12 protein-coding genes and 1 tRNA gene are annotated in these 18,083 nt (G+C 73.1%); 7 read left to right on the top strand and 6 right to left on the bottom strand.

The annotated features are described in order from the left end of the window. The first annotated feature begins 18 nt into the window (after positions 1-18). Entirely contained in the window at positions 19-2,250 is a 2,232-nt protein-coding gene (locus ACLQ20_RS29895; protein ID WP_425858232.1) for a PQQ-binding-like beta-propeller repeat protein, read from the top strand. Positions 2,251-2,548: 298 nt separating this feature from the next. Here ACLQ20_RS29895 and ACLQ20_RS29890 read toward each other — a convergent pair. From ACLQ20_RS29890 to ACLQ20_RS29875, 4 genes are all read right to left on the bottom strand, one after another. Continuing rightward, a tRNA-Arg gene (locus tag ACLQ20_RS29890) sits at positions 2,549-2,623 on the bottom strand. A gap of 279 nt (positions 2,624-2,902) precedes the next feature. Further along, entirely contained in the window at positions 2,903-3,595 is a 693-nt protein-coding gene (locus ACLQ20_RS29885) for a winged helix-turn-helix domain-containing protein (RefSeq protein WP_425858247.1), read from the bottom strand. A 226-nt stretch (positions 3,596-3,821) separates the two neighbouring features. Further along, a complete protein-coding gene (locus tag ACLQ20_RS29880; protein ID WP_425858231.1) occupies positions 3,822-4,484 on the bottom strand; it encodes a DUF305 domain-containing protein in 663 nt (220 codons plus the stop codon). 8 nt (positions 4,485-4,492) lie between these two features. Beyond that, on the bottom strand, positions 4,493-5,359 hold the full coding sequence (locus ACLQ20_RS29875; RefSeq protein WP_425858230.1) for a DUF3105 domain-containing protein: 867 nt from the start codon (positions 5,357-5,359) through the stop codon (positions 4,493-4,495). Positions 5,360-5,459: 100 nt separating this feature from the next. On the opposite strand from ACLQ20_RS29875, the gene argS reads away from it, so the two are divergent. Continuing rightward, positions 5,460-7,124 (top strand): arginine--tRNA ligase, encoded by a 1,665-nt coding sequence (gene argS / locus ACLQ20_RS29870; protein WP_151452901.1) that lies wholly within the window; start codon positions 5,460-5,462, stop codon positions 7,122-7,124. A gap of 8 nt (positions 7,125-7,132) precedes the next feature. Next, positions 7,133-8,545, top strand: a complete 1,413-nt coding sequence (gene lysA / locus ACLQ20_RS29865) for a diaminopimelate decarboxylase (protein ID WP_425858229.1) — start codon at positions 7,133-7,135, stop codon at positions 8,543-8,545. A gap of 118 nt (positions 8,546-8,663) precedes the next feature. On the opposite strand, the gene ACLQ20_RS29860 is transcribed toward lysA, so the two are convergent. Then, the gene (locus ACLQ20_RS29860; RefSeq protein WP_425858227.1) at positions 8,664-9,776 is read right to left on the bottom strand and encodes an RNA-guided endonuclease InsQ/TnpB family protein; all 1,113 of its coding nucleotides are present in this window, start codon (positions 9,774-9,776) and stop codon (positions 8,664-8,666) included. 107 nt (positions 9,777-9,883) lie between these two features. Between ACLQ20_RS29860 and ACLQ20_RS29855 the strand changes: the two genes are divergently transcribed. From ACLQ20_RS29855 to ACLQ20_RS29840, 4 genes are all read left to right on the top strand, one after another. Continuing rightward, a complete protein-coding gene (locus ACLQ20_RS29855; protein ID WP_192581268.1) occupies positions 9,884-11,197 on the top strand; it encodes a homoserine dehydrogenase in 1,314 nt (437 codons plus the stop codon). A gap of 226 nt (positions 11,198-11,423) precedes the next feature. Then, positions 11,424-12,473: a threonine synthase gene (thrC, locus tag ACLQ20_RS29850; protein WP_132231180.1), complete on the top strand. Its 1,050-nt coding sequence runs from the start codon at positions 11,424-11,426 to the stop codon at positions 12,471-12,473. Positions 12,474-12,665: 192 nt separating this feature from the next. Beyond that, complete coding sequence (locus ACLQ20_RS29845) at positions 12,666-15,971, top strand: efflux RND transporter permease subunit (protein WP_151452896.1); 3,306 nt, start codon at positions 12,666-12,668, stop codon at positions 15,969-15,971. Positions 15,972-16,082: 111 nt separating this feature from the next. Then, entirely contained in the window at positions 16,083-17,327 is a 1,245-nt protein-coding gene (locus ACLQ20_RS29840) for an MFS transporter (RefSeq protein ID WP_151452895.1), read from the top strand. A gap of 94 nt (positions 17,328-17,421) precedes the next feature. Here the strand turns inward: ACLQ20_RS29840 and ACLQ20_RS29835 are convergent, their stop codons facing one another. Beyond that, positions 17,422-17,952, bottom strand: coding sequence for a hypothetical protein (locus ACLQ20_RS29835; protein WP_151452894.1), 531 nt, complete (start codon positions 17,950-17,952; stop codon positions 17,422-17,424). Positions 17,953-18,083 lie beyond the last annotated feature (131 nt).

Here is an 18,083-nt window from a genome sequence, read left to right as displayed (position 1 = left end):
GTCGGAAGGACCGCACCCATGCCATCGCCGACCGCCAACGAACCCGCCCGTCTCCCGATGGACCGCCGCCGGCTGCTCGGCCTGGGCGTCGGCGCGGTCACCGCAGCGGCGACCGGCGCGACGGTCGGCGCCGCGCCCGCGACCGCCGGCCGGACCGCACCCCGCCCCGATGGGCCCTGGTCGCCGGGGTTCGCGCTGCTGGGCGACACGCAGATCGACGTGGACCTGCCCGAGCGGACCGAGGGCGTGCGCTGGACGTACGAGCAGATCGCCGCCCGGAACCCGGAGGTCGTGTGCCACGTCGGGGACATCGTCGAGCACGGCTCCGTGGCCGAGTACGACACCTACCTCGACACCATCCCGGCGGCGCTGCGACCCCGGATCCGGCACGTGCCGGGCAACCACGACTGGCGCTGGGACAGCACGGCCGGTGAACGGTACGGGTCGTTGTTCGGGCCGAGCCGGTACTCGTTCGACCACGACGGCCTGCACTTCGTCGCGCTGGACCCGAGCCACCTGCTCCAGGAGCCGGGCGGGTTCGGCGAGTCCGGCATCCGGTGGCTGACCCGCGACCTGGACCGGGTGCCGCGCGGCGTGCCGATCGTCATGCTCTGCCACTTCCCGTTCGGCGGCGACAACTACTACGTCTCCGACCAGGAGCGGCTGCTGCGGCTGCTCGACCGCTACGACGTACGGGCCATGTTCGCCGGGCACGTGCACGCCGAGCAGGTGCAGCGCTTCAACGGGGTGACCCAGTTGGCGGTCGACGACACCCGCGGCTCGGCGATCTACTACTGGGTGCAGCGCACCGACGGGCCCGACGGCGAGGTGCTGAAGGTCACGGCCGTGCAGCGGGCCGCCGACGGCAGCGCCGAGTCCCGCGCGGTGCTGGACATCCCGATCGCCGGCCCGCGTACCGCCGCCGCGCAGCGACCCCAGGCGATCTCGCTCGACCCGGCGGGCGCCGCGCTGGCGGTGTCCGTGCGGCTCGCCCCGCACGCCCGCACCGCCAACGTCAAGGCCCAGCTCTATCCGCAGCACACCTACGGGCTCAAGGACGACGGCCAGTGGCGCAACCTGGCCCCCGACGGGGCCGGCCGCCGCTACACCGGCGGGCTGGACCTCACGTCGCTCCCGCCCGGCGAGCACCGGATGACCGTACGGGTCACCGACGCCGACGGCGCCTGGCACGAGCAGACCCGCACCTTCGCCCTCCCCGACACCGCCCGGCGGCTGCGCTGGAGCGAGCAGCTCGGCGCGCCGGTGCAGGCCGGCCTGGCGGCCCGGGACGGCCTGCTGATCGCGGCGACCACCGGCGGGAACGTCGTCGGCGCCCGGCCCACCCGCCGGGGACTGTCCCGGCGCTGGCAGACGCGGATCGGCGCGGTGCACGGCCGGCCGGCGTTCGCCCCCGACGGCGGGACCGTCTACGTCCCCTCCGACGACCACCGCCTCCACGCCCTCGACGCGGCCACCGGCCGGCGCCGGTTCACCTACGACGCCGGTGCCCCGGTGCTCGGCAGCCCGCTGGTCACCACGGTCGACGGCCGTACCGTCGTGGTGATCTCCGCCGGCGAGACCCGGCAGGCCGTCGACGCGCGCACGGGCGACCCGGTGTGGCGGGTGGCCGGGAAGGGCATGTTCGCCGGGCGCGCCGCGAGCGACGGCACCCGGGTCTACGCCGGCGCCGGCGACGGCAACGTCTACGCCCACGACGCCCGCACCGGTGCCGTGCTCTGGTCGTTCTCCACCACCACCCGCACCACCGCCTACAGCCGCCTCATCTACGGCCCCTGGGCGGACAACCTGGAGGTGCTGCCCAACGGGCTGGTCCTGGTGTCCACCGTGGCCAGCGCGTTCGCGCTGGACCCCGCGACCGGGGAACCCCGCTGGTCGGTGGCTGGCTCCTACGTCTACGCCCCGAAGCTCGTGCTGGACGGCGGCGACGTGCTGATGTTCGACGACGGCGGTCGCACCGCCTCCCGGGTGGACCCGGCCACCGGCCAGGCCCGCTGGACAGCCGGGCTGGGCGCCCGCCCGGTCAGCACCGGCGCGGCGATCCACGACGGCGTCGCGTGGACCCCGACCACCACGGGACTGCTGGTCGGGCTCGACGTGGTCACCGGGGCCGTCCGCTCCCGGTTGCAACTGACGACCAGCGCCTACTGCTACAGCCCGCCGGTCGTCATCGGCGACCTGCTGCTGGTCGGCGACCAGGACGGTTTCCTGCACGGTCTCGCCGCCGACTGACCCCGTAGCGGTGCGGCACCGCCGCCTGTTCGACGCGGTGCCGCCCGCCCGCACCCGGTCCGTGCCCGGCTTTCCGGCGGGCTCCCGCGCGGACGGCGGATGTGGGCGCGAGGGCGGCCCGGGTGACACCGCACCCGGGCCGCAGCAGTGCATCGCTGCGGGGAACGCCTCGCCGCAGCCCAGGACACGGAGACGCCCGACGACACCTGTCGTCGGGCGTTTGCGTGGTCGTCGTCGTTCGAAGATCGACGGAGGGAACGGTCAACCTCGGATGAGCGAGGTGTTGACTGGTGTGGTGTGGTGCCCCCGGCAGGATTCGAACCTGCGCCCCCGCCTCCGGAGGGCGGTGCTCTATCCCCTGAGCTACGGGGGCTCAGCGACTGGAGAAGACTAGCAAACGTCCCCCCGGAACGCCGAATCGGTATCCGGCGCGCGCCCTCGTGTCGCCCCGCCCTGCTGGTGTCGTTCGCCGCAGGACCGGTGACGGGTGCCGCCCTGTTCCACCTGCGCCGGACGCCGCTGCCGGAGAGCCCTCCGGCCGGCACGAGTGGAACCTCACGGGTGTCTCCGGGCACCGGATACACCCCTGACGTTCCACTCGCCGATGCCGCTCGCGGATGCGGCCGGCTGGTGCAGGGGCGGGCGCGGGTGGTCAGGCGGCGACGGCGCGGCCGCAGCTCGGCAGCGGGTGCAGCACGATGCGGCGGGGCAGGCGCCGGGGCCACTCGTTGCGGGGCCAGGAGCCGTCGACGATCAGGTGCACGGTCCGCTGCTCCTCGCCGCTGAGCCGCAGCACGAAGTCGCGCGGGAGCGGCGGGTCGACCGACGGCGTGGTGATCATGAAGCGCACCCGGCCGCGGGAGGAGACGGCGGAGATGACGTCCGCCGCGGGCATCGTGCCCCGCAGGCGTACGCGGCCGATCCAGTAGACCTCGGCGAGGTGCTCCTGCGCCGCCCGGGTGATGGCCGGGTAGTCGCTGCGCACCCAGCGTTCCACCGCGCCGACGCAGAGGCCGCAGGCCCGTTCCCGGGGCTCCCGGGGACCCAGCCCCCAGGCCCGCAGGTACGCGCCCACCGCCCCGGCGTCCATGGACGGCTCGAAGCGGTGCTGGATGAGGGCGTGCAGGCTCTGCCGCGTCCACAGCTCCTCGTCCAGGCCCAACTCGTCGGGATGGACGCCCCGCAGGACGTCGATGAGTTCGAGCTCCTGTTCGCGGCTGAGCGTTCCCGGCTCGCCCTGCCGCTGTCCGCGACGGACGGCTGCCACCGCCCCGTCACCGCCGATGGTGTGGCGCCGGCACCAGCTGGTGACCGAACGCCGTGCGTCTCTCAGTGCAACCCCCACGTCCTGCGCAACGAGCCCGAATCGCAACTGGTCACGATATGTGTGGAGAAAACTCTCTTAGTGTCGCAATGGGGTAGATGGTGCATGACGCCGCTTACCGCTCAAAGCGGACGGGGGTGCGGGGTGGCCGGCTCCCTGAGGGGGGCCGGGATGGCGAGAGGTCCGCGTCGGCCGGGTGAAACGGCGGCGACGCGGACCTCTCGACGGGCGACGGTGCGGCGGCGGGTCAGCCGCCCAGCCGCTTCAGCGCGTTCTGGAGATTGGTGAGGTCGTTGCGCTGGGTGTTCTTCATGGTCTGCGCGGTCCTGACGACGTCGGGCTCGTCGCTGACGTCGAGGATGCCGTCGATCATGTGGATGCCGCCCAGGTGATGCTTGATCATCAGTTGCAGGAAGAGGACGTCCAGCTCCCGGCCCTCGGCCGCGTGCAGCTTCGCCATCTCCTCGGGGGTGGCCATGCCCGGCATGAGGCCGTTCCTGACCAGGCCGGCGCCGTCGGACATCCACGACATCGGCGGCTCGCTGCCCGCCGGGTCGAGCCCCCACGAGCGCAGCCACGTGTGCATCGTGCCGATCTCGCCCTGCTGGGAGGTGGCGATGTCGCCGCCGATGCTGCGGACCTCCGGGTCGCTGCCCTCGTCGAAGGCGACCAGGCCCATCTCCACCGCCTGCGCGTGGTGGGTCAGCATGTCCCGGGCGAAGCCCGCCTCCGCCGAGGCGTCGCCCGGCCGGGTGAGCCGGGGGGTCAGCATGCCACCGGCGTACCCGAGGAGCAGCCCGACCACGACGGCCAGGGCCAGCGCGGCCGTGCCCCAGCGGGCCGGCGACCGCCGTTCCTCCGGAGCCGGGCTGGCCGGCTCGCTGGTCGCGGTCATGGTCGGGATGCTCATCGCTCTCCTCAGCCCTGCGGCATCTGCTGGGCGTCGTCGCGCGGCGTGGTGCCGGTGGCGGTGATGCCCTGGCTGCACAGCGCGGTCGGCCCCTCGATCGAGGCGTTGACCCGCAGCGTCTTGATGAACTCGTCGATGCGGCCGTCGTCGGCGTTGTCGACCTTGAGCTGGTAGCCCCACGCCTGGAGCGAGATCGGCTTGTCCAGCCCCTCGAACGGGCTGAGCATCAGCTTCTCCTTGCCCCGCACCTTGTCGGCGAGCTTCGTCACCTGGTCGGCGGCCAGGTCCGGACGGTAGGTGATCCAGACCGTGCCGTGCTCCAGGCTGTGCACCGCGTGCTCGTTGGCGATCTGGGCGGGGTAGACGTCGCCCATGCAGTTCTGCCAGGCCGCGTTGTGGGGGCCGGCCACCGGCGGGAGCACCGTGTAGGTGAGGGGCCCCGTCTTGTGGTTGCCGCCGGACACGAGGTCCTTGTCCTTCTCGCGGAAGTTGACGATGCCGTCGATCGCGTCCGCCCGGTCCTCCCAGGGCTTGGCGCCCTGGAACGTCGCCCAGGCGCCGTAGCCGATGATCGCCACGGCCAGCACACCCACGGCGACGAAGAGCGCGATCGGCCCCCATGAGCGGCCCTGGCTCACCTTCACCGGGGTGATGGGCTTGCGGCCCTTGCCCCCGGCGCCGGGGCGGGTGCCCGTCGGCTTGCCGGACCCGGCCTTGGCGCCGGCGGAACCGGTCTTCGCGCCGGTGGAACCGGGCTTGGCGCCGCCGGACCCGGTCTTGGCGCCTGCTGCCGGCCGGCCCGCTGCCGGCTTCTTGCCGGTGCTGACCACGTTCGGGCGCCGCTCGGGGCCGCCACCCGGTGTGCTGATGCTCATCGTGCCTCGTCAGGTCGGTCGGTCAGGGGATCCGGCGGGCCGGTCTCACACACTGGGTCGCCGCCGCGGGTGCCGAGTCTACCCCCGATAACATGGATCAGTGACTCCCGCAGAACTCGCCGAGGTCGTCCTATCCGCAGCCCACGCCGTCTTCACCGAGCGTGGCCTGGACCGCTCCGCCCTGCCGGAGCGGACGGCGGTCGAGCGACCTCGCAGCCCCGAGCACGGCGACTACGCCTCCACGCTGGCCCTCCAGCTCAGCAAGAAGGTGGGCGTCCCGCCGCGCGAGCTGGCCACGGCCCTCGCCGAGCAGCTCGGCCGGGCCCCGGGGGTCAAGTCGGTGGAGATCGCCGGCCCGGGCTTCCTCAACATCCGGCTCGACGCGGCTGCCGCCGGCCAGCTCGCCCGCACGATCGTCGAGGCGGGCGAGGCGTACGGGCGCAGCGACCGGCTCGCCGGGCAGCGGATGAACCTGGAGTTCGTCTCGGCGAACCCGACCGGCCCGGTGCACATCGGCGGCGTCCGCTGGGCGGCCGTCGGCGACGCGCTGAGCCGGCTTCTGCGCGCCACCGGCGCCGAGGTCGGGACGGAATACTACTTCAACGACGCGGGCTCCCAGATCGACCGGTTCGCCCGGTCGTTGCTCGCCGCCGCCAAGGGCGAGCCGGCCCCCGAGGACGGGTACGCCGGTGCGTACATCAGCGAGATCGCCGACGCCGTCCGGGGTGCCCGACCCGACGTGCTGGAGCTGGACGACGCCGCCGCCCAGGAGGTCTTCCGGGTCGAGGGCGTGCAGCTCATGTTCGCCGAGATCAAGTCCTCGCTGCGCGGCTTCGGGGTGGAGTTCGACACCTACTTCAACGAGAAGGACCTGCACGACCGGGGGGAGCTGGACCTGGCCCTCCAGCGGCTGCGTGACCAGGGCCACCTCTACGAGTCGGACGGCGCGACCTGGCTGCGCACCACCGACTTCGGCGACGACAAGGACCGCGTGCTGCGCAAGTCCAACGGCGAGTGGACCTACTTCGCCGCCGACTGCGCCTACTACCTCGACAAGCGGGAGCGCGGCTTCGACCGCGTCGTGATCATGCTGGGCGCCGACCACCACGGCTACATCGGCCGGATGAAGGCGATGGCCGCCTGCTTCGGCGACGACCCGGAGCGCAGCCTGGAGATCCTGATCGGCCAGCTGGTCAACCTGGTCCGCGACGGTGCCCCGGTCCGGATGAGCAAGCGGGCCGGCACGGTGGTGACCCTGGAGGACCTGGTCGACGCGATCGGCGTGGACGCCTCCCGCTACGCGCTCGCCCGCTACTCCAGCGACTCCCCGATCGACATCGACGTCGAGCTGTGGACCCGGGCCACCCGCGACAACCCGGTCTACTACGTGCAGTACGTGGCGGCCCGGACGGCCAGCGTGGGCCGCAACGCCGCCGAGGTGGGGCTGACCCGGGGCGACGCCGAGGCGTTCCGCCCCGACCTGCTCGGCCACGAGAAGGAGAACGAGCTGCTCAAGGCGCTCGCCGAGTTCCCCGCCGTGGTCGCTGCGGCGGCCGAGCTGCGCGGCCCGCACCGGGTGGCCCGCTACCTGGAGGAGCTGGCCGGGGCCTACCACCGGTTCTACGACGAGTGCCGGATCCTGCCGCGCGGCGACGAGGAGACCACCGACCTGCACCGGGCCCGGCTCTGGCTGAACGACGCCACCCGCACCGTGATCGCCAACGGCCTGCGCCTGCTGGGCGTCTCGGCCCCGGAAAGGATGTAGGAGCGGTAATGCGTGCTCACGAGGCCGGTGCGCTGCACGGTGACATCGGCAGCCGGGGGCCGTCCTGGCTGCGCACCCCGGTCGACGTCAACGCCCTGGTGCCGCAGCTGTGGCCGCGCAACGTCACCCGCGACGGCGACGGCGTGCTCGCCGTGGCCGGCCTCGGCGTCCGCGACCTCGCGGCCGAGTTCGGCACCCCGGTGTACGTCCTCGACGAGGACGACCTGCGGTCCCGGGCCCGGGACTTCCGCACCGCCTTCGACGGCGTCGACGTCTACTACGCCGGCAAGGCCTTCCTCTGCCGGGCCGTGGTCCGGATGATCGCCGAGGAGGGCCTGCACCTCGACGTGTGCACCGGGGGCGAGCTGGCCACCGCGCTGTCGGCCGGGATGCCGCCCGAGCGGATCGGCTTCCACGGCAACAACAAGTCGGTGACCGAGCTGAGCCGGGCGCTCGACGCCGGGGTCGGCCGGATCATCCTCGACTCGTTCGACGAGATCGGCCGCCTCACCGCGCTCGCCCGTGAGCGGGGCGTCCGCCCCCGGGTGATGATCCGGGTCACGGTCGGCGTCGAGGCGCACACCCACGAGTTCATCGCCACCGCGCACGAGGACCAGAAGTTCGGCTTCTCCCTCGCGGGCGGGGCGGCGGCCGAGGCGGCCTTCCGGGTGCTCGACGAGGGCGTGCTGGAGCTGCGCGGCCTGCACTCGCACATCGGCTCGCAGATCTTCGACGCCAGCGGCTTCGAGGTCTCCGCCCGCCGGGTGCTCGGCCTCCAGGCGCAGATCCGCGACGCGCGCGGGGTGGAGCTGCCCGAGCTGGACCTCGGCGGTGGCTTCGGCATCGCGTACACGACGCAGGACGACCCGGCCGCCCCGCAGGACCTCGCGAAGCGGCTGCGCCGGATCGTCGAGGCCGAGTGCGCCGCCGAGCGGCTGGCGGTCCCGCACCTGTCGATCGAGCCGGGTCGGGCGATCGTCGGGCCGGCCGTGTTCACCCTCTACGAGGTCGGCACGGTCAAGTCCGTGCCGGTAGGCACTGGTGGTGACGCAGCGGACGGGCGTCGTGCCTACGTGAGCGTCGACGGCGGGATGAGCGACAACATCCGCACCGCGCTCTACGACGCGTCCTACTCCGCGACGCTGGCGTCCCGGGCGTCGGCCGCCGAGCCGATGCTCGCCCGCGTGGTGGGAAAGCATTGTGAGTCCGGGGACATCGTGGTGAAGGATGAATTCCTGCCCGCCGACGTGCAGCCCGGAGATCTTGTCGCGGTGCCGGGCACCGGTGCCTACTGCCGGAGCATGGCCAGCAACTACAACCACGTGCCCCGCCCCCCGGTGGTCGCGGTGCGCGACGGCCAGGCGCGCCTGATCGTCCGGCGGGAGACCGAAGAGGACCTGCTGGCATTGGACGTGGGTTGACATCCTCCGCCGCCCTGATGGGCGGGGGCTCCTTCGGTCGCCCGAAGGTGTTCCTGCTTCGTCGCCGACTGCCCGTAGGGAGAATCCCGTGAGGTGTTACGTCAGCTCGACAGGCGTTTTACCTCTCCGCAAGCCCTGCGGCGAGAATGTTGTTGGCGGCGTTGACGTCCCGGTCGTGCGTGGTGTCGCAGCTGGGGCACGTCCAGACGCGGACGCCGAGGGTGAGTTTGGTGTTGATGCGTCCGCACGCCGAGCAGGTCTTCGACGACGGGTAGAACCGGTCGATGGCGATCACGGTGCGGCCGTACCAGGCTGTCTTGTACTCCAGCATGTTGCGCAGTTCCGACCAGGCCGCATCGGAGATGGCCCGGGCCAGCCGATGGTTGCGAAGCATGTTGCGTACGGTGAGATCCTCGATCATGACCGTTTGGTTCTCGCGGATGAGTCGAGTGCTCAGCTTGTGCAGATGATCGCGTCGCCGGTTGGCGATGCGGGCATGGATACGGGCCACCTTGACACGGGCCTTGGCCCGGTTCGCGGACCCCTTTTCCTTACGGGACAGGTTCCGCTGCGCTATGGCCAGCTTCCGCCGCTCGACGCGCGCGTGACGCGGGTTGGTGACCTTATCTCCGGTGGAAAGGGTCACCAGGCTGGTGAGGCCGGCGTCCACACCGACCACGCTGGACGAGGGCGGCAGCGGCACGACGGTCGGGTCTTCCACCAGCAGGGACACGAACCAGCGACCGGCCGTGTCTCGGGACACCGTCACCGTGGACGGATTCGCGCCTTCGGGCAGGGGCCGGGACCACACGACAGCCAGCGGCGCGTGCATTTTCGCCAAGGTGAGCCGACCGTCGCGCCAGCGAAACGCCGACCGGGTGTACTCCGCCGACGCGCGCGATTTGCGCTTGGACTTGAATCGGGGGTATCGGGCGCGCTTGTCCCAGAAGGCGGCGAAAGCGCTTTGCAGATGTCGCAGCGTCTGCTGCAACGGCACCGACGACACCTCGTTGAGGAACGCCAGGTCGTCGGTGCGTTTCCAATCCGTCAGCCACGCCGAGGACTGCACGTAGTTGGTGCGCTGCCGGTCGTTGGCCCATGCCCGGGTGCGCGCTGCCAACGCCCGGTTGTAGACCAGACGCACGCATCCGAACGTCCGGTTCAACTGTTCGGTCTGCTCAGGGGATGGATAAAAGCGGTACTTGTACGCCCGCTTCACTACCTCACCCACGCCTCATATCTTACCGGTCTGAGAACACTCACCGAGGGGAGGGAGCGGCGTTTCCTCCCCTGCCTGGAGGCCGGGGTATCCACGCCGCGACACCGATGACATCACCTGTGCGCCTGGCACTGCTCGGCTGCGGCACGGTCGGTAGCGAGGTGGTCCGGCTGCTGCACGAGCAGGCGGCCGACCTCGCCGCCCGGATCGGCGCCCCGCTGGAGATCGCCGGCATCGCCGTACGCCGTCTCGGCCGCGACCGGGGCGAGCTGCCCGTCGACCCGACCCTGTTCACCACCGACGCGCTGGGGCTGATCAAGCGCGACGACGTGGACGTGGTCGTCGAGGTGGTCGGCGGCATCGAGCCGGCGCGGGGCTGGCTGGTGGAGGCGCTGCGGGCCGGCAAGAGCGTGGTCACGGCCAACAAGGCGCTGCTCGCCGAGGACGGCGCCGCCCTGCACGACGCGGCGGCCGAGGGCGGCGGCGACCTCTACTACGAGGCGTCCGTGGCGGGGGCGATCCCGCTGCTGCGCCCGCTGCGCGAGTCGCTGCACGGCGACCGGATCAACCGGGTCACCGGCATCGTCAACGGCACCACCAACTTCATCCTCTCCGCCATGGACGCCACCGGCGCCGGCTTCGCGGAGGCGCTGGAGGAGGCCACCGAGCTGGGCTACGCCGAGGCCGACCCGACCGCCGACGTGGAGGGCTTCGACGCGGCGGCCAAGGCGGCCATCCTCGCCTCGCTGGCCTTCCACACCCGGGTCGGCGCGGCCGACGTGCACCGCGAGGGCATCACCGAGGTCACGGCGGCCGACGTGGCCAGCGCCAAGGCGATGGGCTGCACCATCAAGCTGCTCTGCATCGCCGCCCGGGGCGCCGACGCCGCCGGCCGGGAGACGGTCAGCGTGCGGGTGCACCCGGCGATGATCCCGCTGGGCCACCCGCTGGCCAGCGTCGGCGACGCGTTCAACGCGGTCTTCGTCGAGGCCGAGGCGGCCGGGCCGCTGATGTTCTACGGCCGGGGCGCGGGCGGCGCGCCGACGGCCAGTGCGGTGCTGGGCGACGTGGTGGCGGTCTCCCGCAACCGGCTCGCCGGGGTGCGGTCGGCCAGCGAGAGCGCGTACGCCGACCTGCCGGTGCGGCCCATGGGGGAGGCGCTGACCCGCTACCACATCAGCCTCGACGTGGCCGACCGGCCGGGTGTGCTGGAGGCGGTGGCCGGCGTGTTCGCCCGGCACGACGTGTCGATCGCCACCGTGCGGCAGGGCCCGGCGGGCGGCGGCGCGACCGGCCGGGGCGAGGACGCCGACCTGGTGATCGTCACCCACGTGGCGCCGGACGCGGCGCTCGCCGCCACCGTGCGGGAGCTGCGCGGGCTGGACATCGTCCGCTCCGTGGCGAGCGTGCTGCGGGTCGAGGGCGGGCTCTGAGCGGTCCGCCCGCGGGGCCTCGGTGACGGGAGCGGGCCGGCCCGCGACCGCCGGCGGTGCGGGTCGGGCGTGCCTGGGCCCGTCCGCTGTCCCGGCCCGGCGGGGCGAGCGCTTCCGCGTCTCGCCTGATGGTTAACTGCGGGTGCGCCGGCGGGCACACGGCGAGACTGGTCCAGGCTGGAGGCGTGCCCGACTCGGCGGGACGGTAGAGGCGAGGGAGAACGACATGTGGCGGGGTCTGATCGACGCGTACCGGGACCGGCTGCCGGTCACCGACGCCACCCCGGTCGTGACCCTGCACGAGGGGAACACGCCGCTGCTGCCCGCGCCGGTGCTCTCCGCCCGGCTCGGCTGCGACGTGCACCTGAAGGTGGAGGGCGCCAACCCGACCGGCTCGTTCAAGGACCGGGGCATGACCCTCGCGGTCTCCAAGGCGGTCGAGGCCGGCAACAAGGCGATCATCTGCGCCTCCACCGGCAACACCAGCGCCTCCGCGGCGGCGTACGCGGCCCGCGCCGGCCTGACCTGCGCGGTGCTCGTGCCGCAGGGCAAGATCGCGCTGGGCAAGCTGGCCCAGGCGCTCGTGCACGGGGCGAAGCTGCTCCAGGTCACCGGCAACTTCGACGACTGCCTGTCGCTGGCCGCCAAGCTCGCGCAGGACTACCCGGTCGCCCTGGTCAACTCGGTCAACATCGACCGGCTGCACGGCCAGAAGACGGCCGCGTTCGAGATCGTCGAGGCGTTGGGTGACGCGCCCGACATCCACTGCCTGCCGGTCGGCAACGCCGGCAACGTCTCGGCCTACTGGATGGGCTACTCGGAGGAGCTGCGGGACGGCAACGCCACCCGGGCCCCGAAGATGTACGGCTTCCAGGCCGCCGGCGCCGCCCCGATCGTCACCGGGGAGGTGGTCCGCGAGCCGTCCACGATCGCCACCGCCATCCGGATCGGCAACCCGGCGAGCTGGACCAGGGCGCTCGACGCCCGGGACTCCTCGGGCGGGCTGATCGCCGCCGTCACCGACCGGGAGATCCTGGCCGCGTACCGGCTGCTCGCCCGCGAGGTCGGGGTCTTCGTCGAGCTGGGCAGCGCGGCCAGCGTGGCCGGCCTGCTCCAGCAGGCCGCCGCCGGTCGGGTCCCGGCCGGCTCGACGGTGGTCTGCACGGTCACCGGCCACGGCCTGAAGGACCCGGAGTGGGCGATCTCCACCGCGCCCGTGCCCACCACCATCGCCAACGACCCGCTGGCCGCCGCCCGCTGCCTCGACCTCGCCTGAGCCGCGAGCGGGATCGGCCTCGCCTGAGCCGCCGGCGGATCGGCGCCGGCGGAGGTCGACAGGAGGAAAATCGGGGTGGCGCAGGCGAGTCCTGTGCATCGGACTGGGGCAGGGCCGACCGGGGCCGGTCGGGCCGGGTGGGGGAGAATCCGTACCCCCGCCAATCGCCTTTTCCAGGAGTGAGTCACGCCGATGTCGCTGCTCGCCAGATTCAGCCTCGCCAACCGAGGGCTGATCGCCCTCATCGCGGTGGTGACCACGCTGTTCGGGGCGTTCGCCGTACCGTCACTGAAGCAGCAACTCCTGCCGTCGCTGGAGTTCCCGGCGGCCTTCATCGTGGCGGTCTACCCCGGCGCCGGGCCCGAGGTCGTCGAGTCGCAGGTCACCGAGCCGATCGAGAACGCCCTCCAGGGCATCCCCGGGCTGGACCAGGTCACCTCGACCTCCCGCGAGGGCTCCACGACCGTCCAGGTCCAGTACGAGTTCGGCACCGACCTGGACGACGTGGTCAACAAGATGCAGACCGCGCTCAACCGGATCGACGCGCAGCTGCCCGAGGGAGTCGACCCGCAGGTCATCGCCGGCAGCACCGACGACCTGCCCGCGGTGGTGCTCGCCGCCTCCGGCGGTGACGACCAGCGCGTCCTCGCGGAGAAGCTGCGCGCCACGGTGGTGCCCGAGCTGGAGGCGATCGAGGGGGTGCGGACGGTCGACCTGACCGGCGCCCGCGACGACGTCGTGGTGGTCACCCCGGACCCGGCCAAGCTGGCGGCGGCGAAGCTCCAGCCGACCGCCCTCGGCGCGGCGTTGAAGACCAACGGCGTGACGGTGCCGGCCGGCGCGGTGACCGACGGCACCCGCGCGCTCCCGGTGCAGGTCGGCACCCGGCTCGCCACGCTGGACGACCTCCGGGGCGTCGTGGTCGCGCCGGCGACGGGCCGGGCGGCCCCGGTCCGCCTCGGCGACGTGGCCACCGTCGAGCAGCAGCTCGCCCCGGCCACCGCGATCACCCGCACCAACGGCAAGGACAGCCTGGGCATCGCGGTCACCGCATCCCCGGACGGCAACGCCGTGGAGATCTCCCACGAGATCCGGGACCGCCTCGCCGACCTGCGGGAGGCCTCCGGCGCCGAGCTGACCGTCGTCTTCGACCAGGCGCCCTTCGTCGAGAAGTCGATCGAGAGCCTGACCACCGAGGGCCTGCTGGGCCTGGTCATGGCCGTCATCGTCATCCTGGTCTTCCTGCTGTCGGTGCGCTCCACCGTGGTCACCGCGGTCTCCATCCCGCTCTCGGTGGTGGTCGCCCTGATCGCCCTCTGGATCGGCGACTACTCGCTCAACCTGCTCACCCTCGGCGCGCTCACCATCGCGGTCGGCCGGGTGGTCGACGACTCGATCGTCGTGCTCGAGAACATCAAGAGACACCTGGAGTACGGCGAGCCGAAGCGGCAGGCGATCCTCGCCGCCGTCCGCGAGGTGGCCGGCGCGGTGACCGCGTCCACCCTCACCACGGTCGCCGTCTTCGCGCCGATCGCCCTGGTGGGCGGCTTCGTCGGGCAGCTCTTCGCGCCGTTCGCGATCACCGTCACGGTGGCCCTGCTCGCCTCGCTGCTGGTCTCGCTGACCGTCATCCCGGTGCTCGCGTACTGGTTCCTGAAGCCGCCGAGCGGCACGGCGGACGACGCCGAGGTGCGTCGGGCGGCCGAGGAGAAGGAGCTGCGCAACCCGTTGCAGCGGGCGTACCTGCCGGTGATCGGGTTCGCCACCCGCAAGCGGGCCACCCGGTGGATCACGCTGGGGCTCGGCGTGCTCGTGCTGTTCGGCACCTTCGGCCTGTCCCGCCAGCTGGAGACCAACTTCATCGACGACTCCGGCCAGGACACCCTGAGCATCACCCAGGAGCTGCCGGCGGGCACCGGCCTGCTCGGCACCGACGCGGCGGCCAAGCAGATCGAGGCGGTGCTGGAGCGCACCGAGGACGTCGAGACGTACCAGGTCACGGCGGGCGGCGGGGACAACCCGTTCGGCGGCGGCGGCAACAACGTCGCCAACTGGTCGCTGGCCCTCGGTGACGGGACCGACGCCCAGGAGATGCGGGAGAAGCTGCGCCGGGAGTTCGACGCGCTGGGCCCGGCCGTCGGTGAGGTCAGCTTCGGCGCCGGCCAGGGCGGGGCGGCGGCCAACCAGATCGAGGTGGTCGTCCAGGGCACCGACCCGGAGGCGCTGACCCGGGCCGCCGAGGAGGTCCGGTCGGCGATGGCCGGGCTGGCGGGCGTCGAGGACGTCTCCACCAGCCTCGCCACCCGGGTGCCGCGCGTCGACGTCACCGTCGACCGGGTCGCCGCCGGCCGGGTCGGGCTCACCGAGGCCGCCGTCGGCCAGGTGGTGGCCCAGGCGTTCCGGGGTTCGCCCCTGGGGCAGGTCACGCTCGACGACGGGCAGCGGGACGTGGTGCTGCGGTTCGCGGGCAAGCCGCCGACCACGGTGGAGGAACTGCGCGCGATGCCGGTCGGGCCGGTGAAGCTCGACGACATCGCCGACGTCACCCAGACCGAGGGCCCGCAGCAGGTGAGCCGGATCGACGGCGAGCGCAGCGTCTCCGTCACCGGTACGGCCACCGGCTCGAACCTCGGCGCCATCACGCAGGAGCTGCAGAAGAAGCTGGACGGCATCGATGTGCCGGGGGCGACCTTCGCCATCGGCGGCGTCAGCGCCGACCAGGAGGAGGCCTTCGCCGACCTGGGCCTGGCCGTGCTCGCCGCCATCGCGATCGTCTTCCTGATCATGGTGGCGACGTTCCGGAGCCTGGTCCAGGCGCTGATCCTGTTGATCTCCATTCCGTTCGCGGCGACCGGCGCGATCGGCCTGCTGCTGGTCACCGGCACCCCGATGGGTGTGCCGGCGCTGATCGGCGTGCTCATGCTGGTCGGCATCGTGGTGACAAACGCGATCGTGCTGCTGGATCTCGTCAACCAGTACCGGGCCCAGGGCATGGGGGTCCAGGAGGCGGTGGTCGAGGGCGGCCGGCGCCGGCTGCGGCCGATCCTGATGACGGCGATCGCCACCATCTTCGCGCTGCTGCCGATGGCGCTCGGCCTCACCGGGGAGGGCGGCTTCATCTCCAAGCCGCTGGCGATCGTGGTGATCGGCGGGCTGCTCAGCTCGACGCTGCTCACCCTGATCCTGGTGCCGACGCTCTATGCCATGGCGGAGAACACCAAGGAGTCGTTCCGCGCCCGCCGGGCCCGCCGCTCCGGCGGGGTGGCCCCGGCCACCGGCACGGGCGACGGCGAGCCGGCCGGCGACGACGGTGGGGCGCCCGCCGCCGAGCCGGTCCCGGTGCCCGCCGGGGGCGCCCCGTCCACCGCCGGCACGGAGGCCACCGACGCCCCGGCGTCCCGGCCGACGCCGTCGGGCGCGCTGGTGGACGGCACCGACCAGTTCGAGGTGCTGCGGCTGCCGAAGAGCCGCACGTCCCCGCTGCCGCCGGCCGAGTAACGGCAGTGCGCGAACACCCCCGACGGGTCCCACCCGCCGGGGGTGTTCGCGTTCGGTCAGGTACCCGCCGTACGCCTGGCCCGCCGGTCACCGCCCGGTAGGGTCCCGAACGTGCCGTCCACCGTCTCGGTCCTCACCCACAACCGCAACTTCCGCAATCTGTTCCTCGCCGAGCTGGTGGTCTTCGGCGCCGACTGGTTCGTCATGGTGCCGCTGCTGGTGCTGCTGCCGGACCTGACCGGCAGCGGCGTGTGGGGCGCGCTGGTGCTCGCCGTCGACACCGGGATCGTGGCGCTGCTGCTGCCGTACACGGGCACGATCGCGGACCGGTTCGACCGGCGCAAGATCATGATCATCTCGAACGTCGCGGCACTGTTCGGCGTGCTGCTGCTGCTCGGCGTCCGCAGCGCGGAGACCGCCTGGCTGGCGATGGCCGGGATCGGTGTCGTGGCGGTCGCCAAGGCGTTCTACTCCCCGGCGGCCCAGGCGGCCCTGCCCAACGTGCTCGACCCCGACGAGCTGGCCGCCGGCAACGCCGTCGCGGGCTCGGCCTGGGGCACCATGACCGTCGTCGGCGCCTCCCTGGGTGGCGTGCTCAGCGCCGCCGTCGGCCCGTACGCCTGCTTCTGGGTGGCGGCGGTGGGCCTGGTGGTCGCCGCGGGCCTGGCCACGCTGATCCGCCGGCCGTTGCAGGCGCCCCGCGACGCGGAGCTGCCCGTGCAGCGGACCTGGCCGGCGATCCGGGAGGCGCTTGGCTACATCGGGCACCGGCCGAGGGTGCTGGCGCTGGTCACCGTGAAGTCGGCGGTGGGCCTCGGCAACGGCGTGCTGACGGTGTTCCCGCTGCTCGCGGCGGTGTACGGCGTGGGTCCCGTCGGCACCGGGCTGCTCTTCGCGGTCCGCGGGGCGGGGGCGCTCGTCGGGCCGATCCTGATGCGCCGGGTGCTGACCAACCGCGCCTGGCTGCTGCCCGGGCTGGCGCTGTCGATGTCCCTCTACGGCCTGGCCTACCTCGGCACCTCGGTCGCCAACTGGTTCCCGCTGGTGCTGGCCCTGGTCTTCGTCGCCCACTTCGCCGGCGGCAGCAACTGGGTGATGTCGAACTTCGCCCTGCAGGGGGAGGTGCCGGACCGGCTGCGGGGCCGCGTCTTCGCCACCGACATGATGCTGGCGACGCTCGCCGTCTCGGTCAGCCAGCTCGCCGTGGCCGCAGTGGTGGACACCGTGGACGAGCGGGTGGTGCTGGCCAGCTGCGGCCTCGTCACGGTGGTCTACGCGGTCGGCTGGCGGATCGCCACCCGCCGGCTCTCGCTCACGGACCCGGCCGCGCAACCGGCCCCGAGCGCCGCCCGCTGACGGCGGCGGCCGGCCCGAGCGCCGCGCGCTCGCACACGCCGCCCGCCGACTCCGAGCGCCGCGCGCTCGCGCCGCCCGCCGTCCCGCCCGGCGGTCAGGGCTGGTCCGTCCCGGCGCCCGTCGGCGTGTCCGGCCGGGATCGACCGCCCCACTGCGCCGGCACGTCGGCCCCGCCCTCCACGGTCCACCCCGGGTCGGTCGGCGGCACCGGCTGGGCGACGGGCCCCGGCGCGGTGGTCGGCACCGGCCCGCCGCCGGCGAGCGGCCGTCCGCCGAACGGGCCGGCCTCCGCGCCGCCCGCCCGCCGCCCGACCAGCACCGCCGCGATCAGCAGACCCGTCCCGATCGGGTACGCCAGGGCCTGCACCCCGCCGTAGGCCAGGTTCATGAGCCGGAAGTTCGAGTATCCCCAGTCGAAACTGAACGCGCGGGACAGCAGCAGGATCCAGGCCACGTTGAACAGTGCGCTGCCCAGCAGCACGCCGAGCCCGGACAGCGCCAGCAGCCGGGGCTTCCGAGGCAGCCGCCCCCCGGCCGTCGCGGCCAGTACGAGCCCGACCAGCAGCACCAGCACCGTGGGCGCCTCGAAGACGACCGTCCTCGCCAGGTACTCGAATTCGCGCATTCCCGCCTCCAGCCGCCGTCGGTCGGGCCAGGCTAACGGACCGGCGGCGCCACCACCGTCCGGTGACGAGGCCGTCCGGCCCGGTCCATCCGGCGGGCGGCGATCCGCCCCGTCGGTGCGCAGCCCTACCA

Origin of the sequence: Micromonospora sp. DT46 (assembly GCF_049841735.1) — a bacterium.
Classification (GTDB): domain Bacteria; phylum Actinomycetota; class Actinomycetes; order Mycobacteriales; family Micromonosporaceae; genus Micromonospora; species Micromonospora reichwaldensis.
This window is presented reverse-complemented; position numbering and strand designations above follow the sequence as displayed.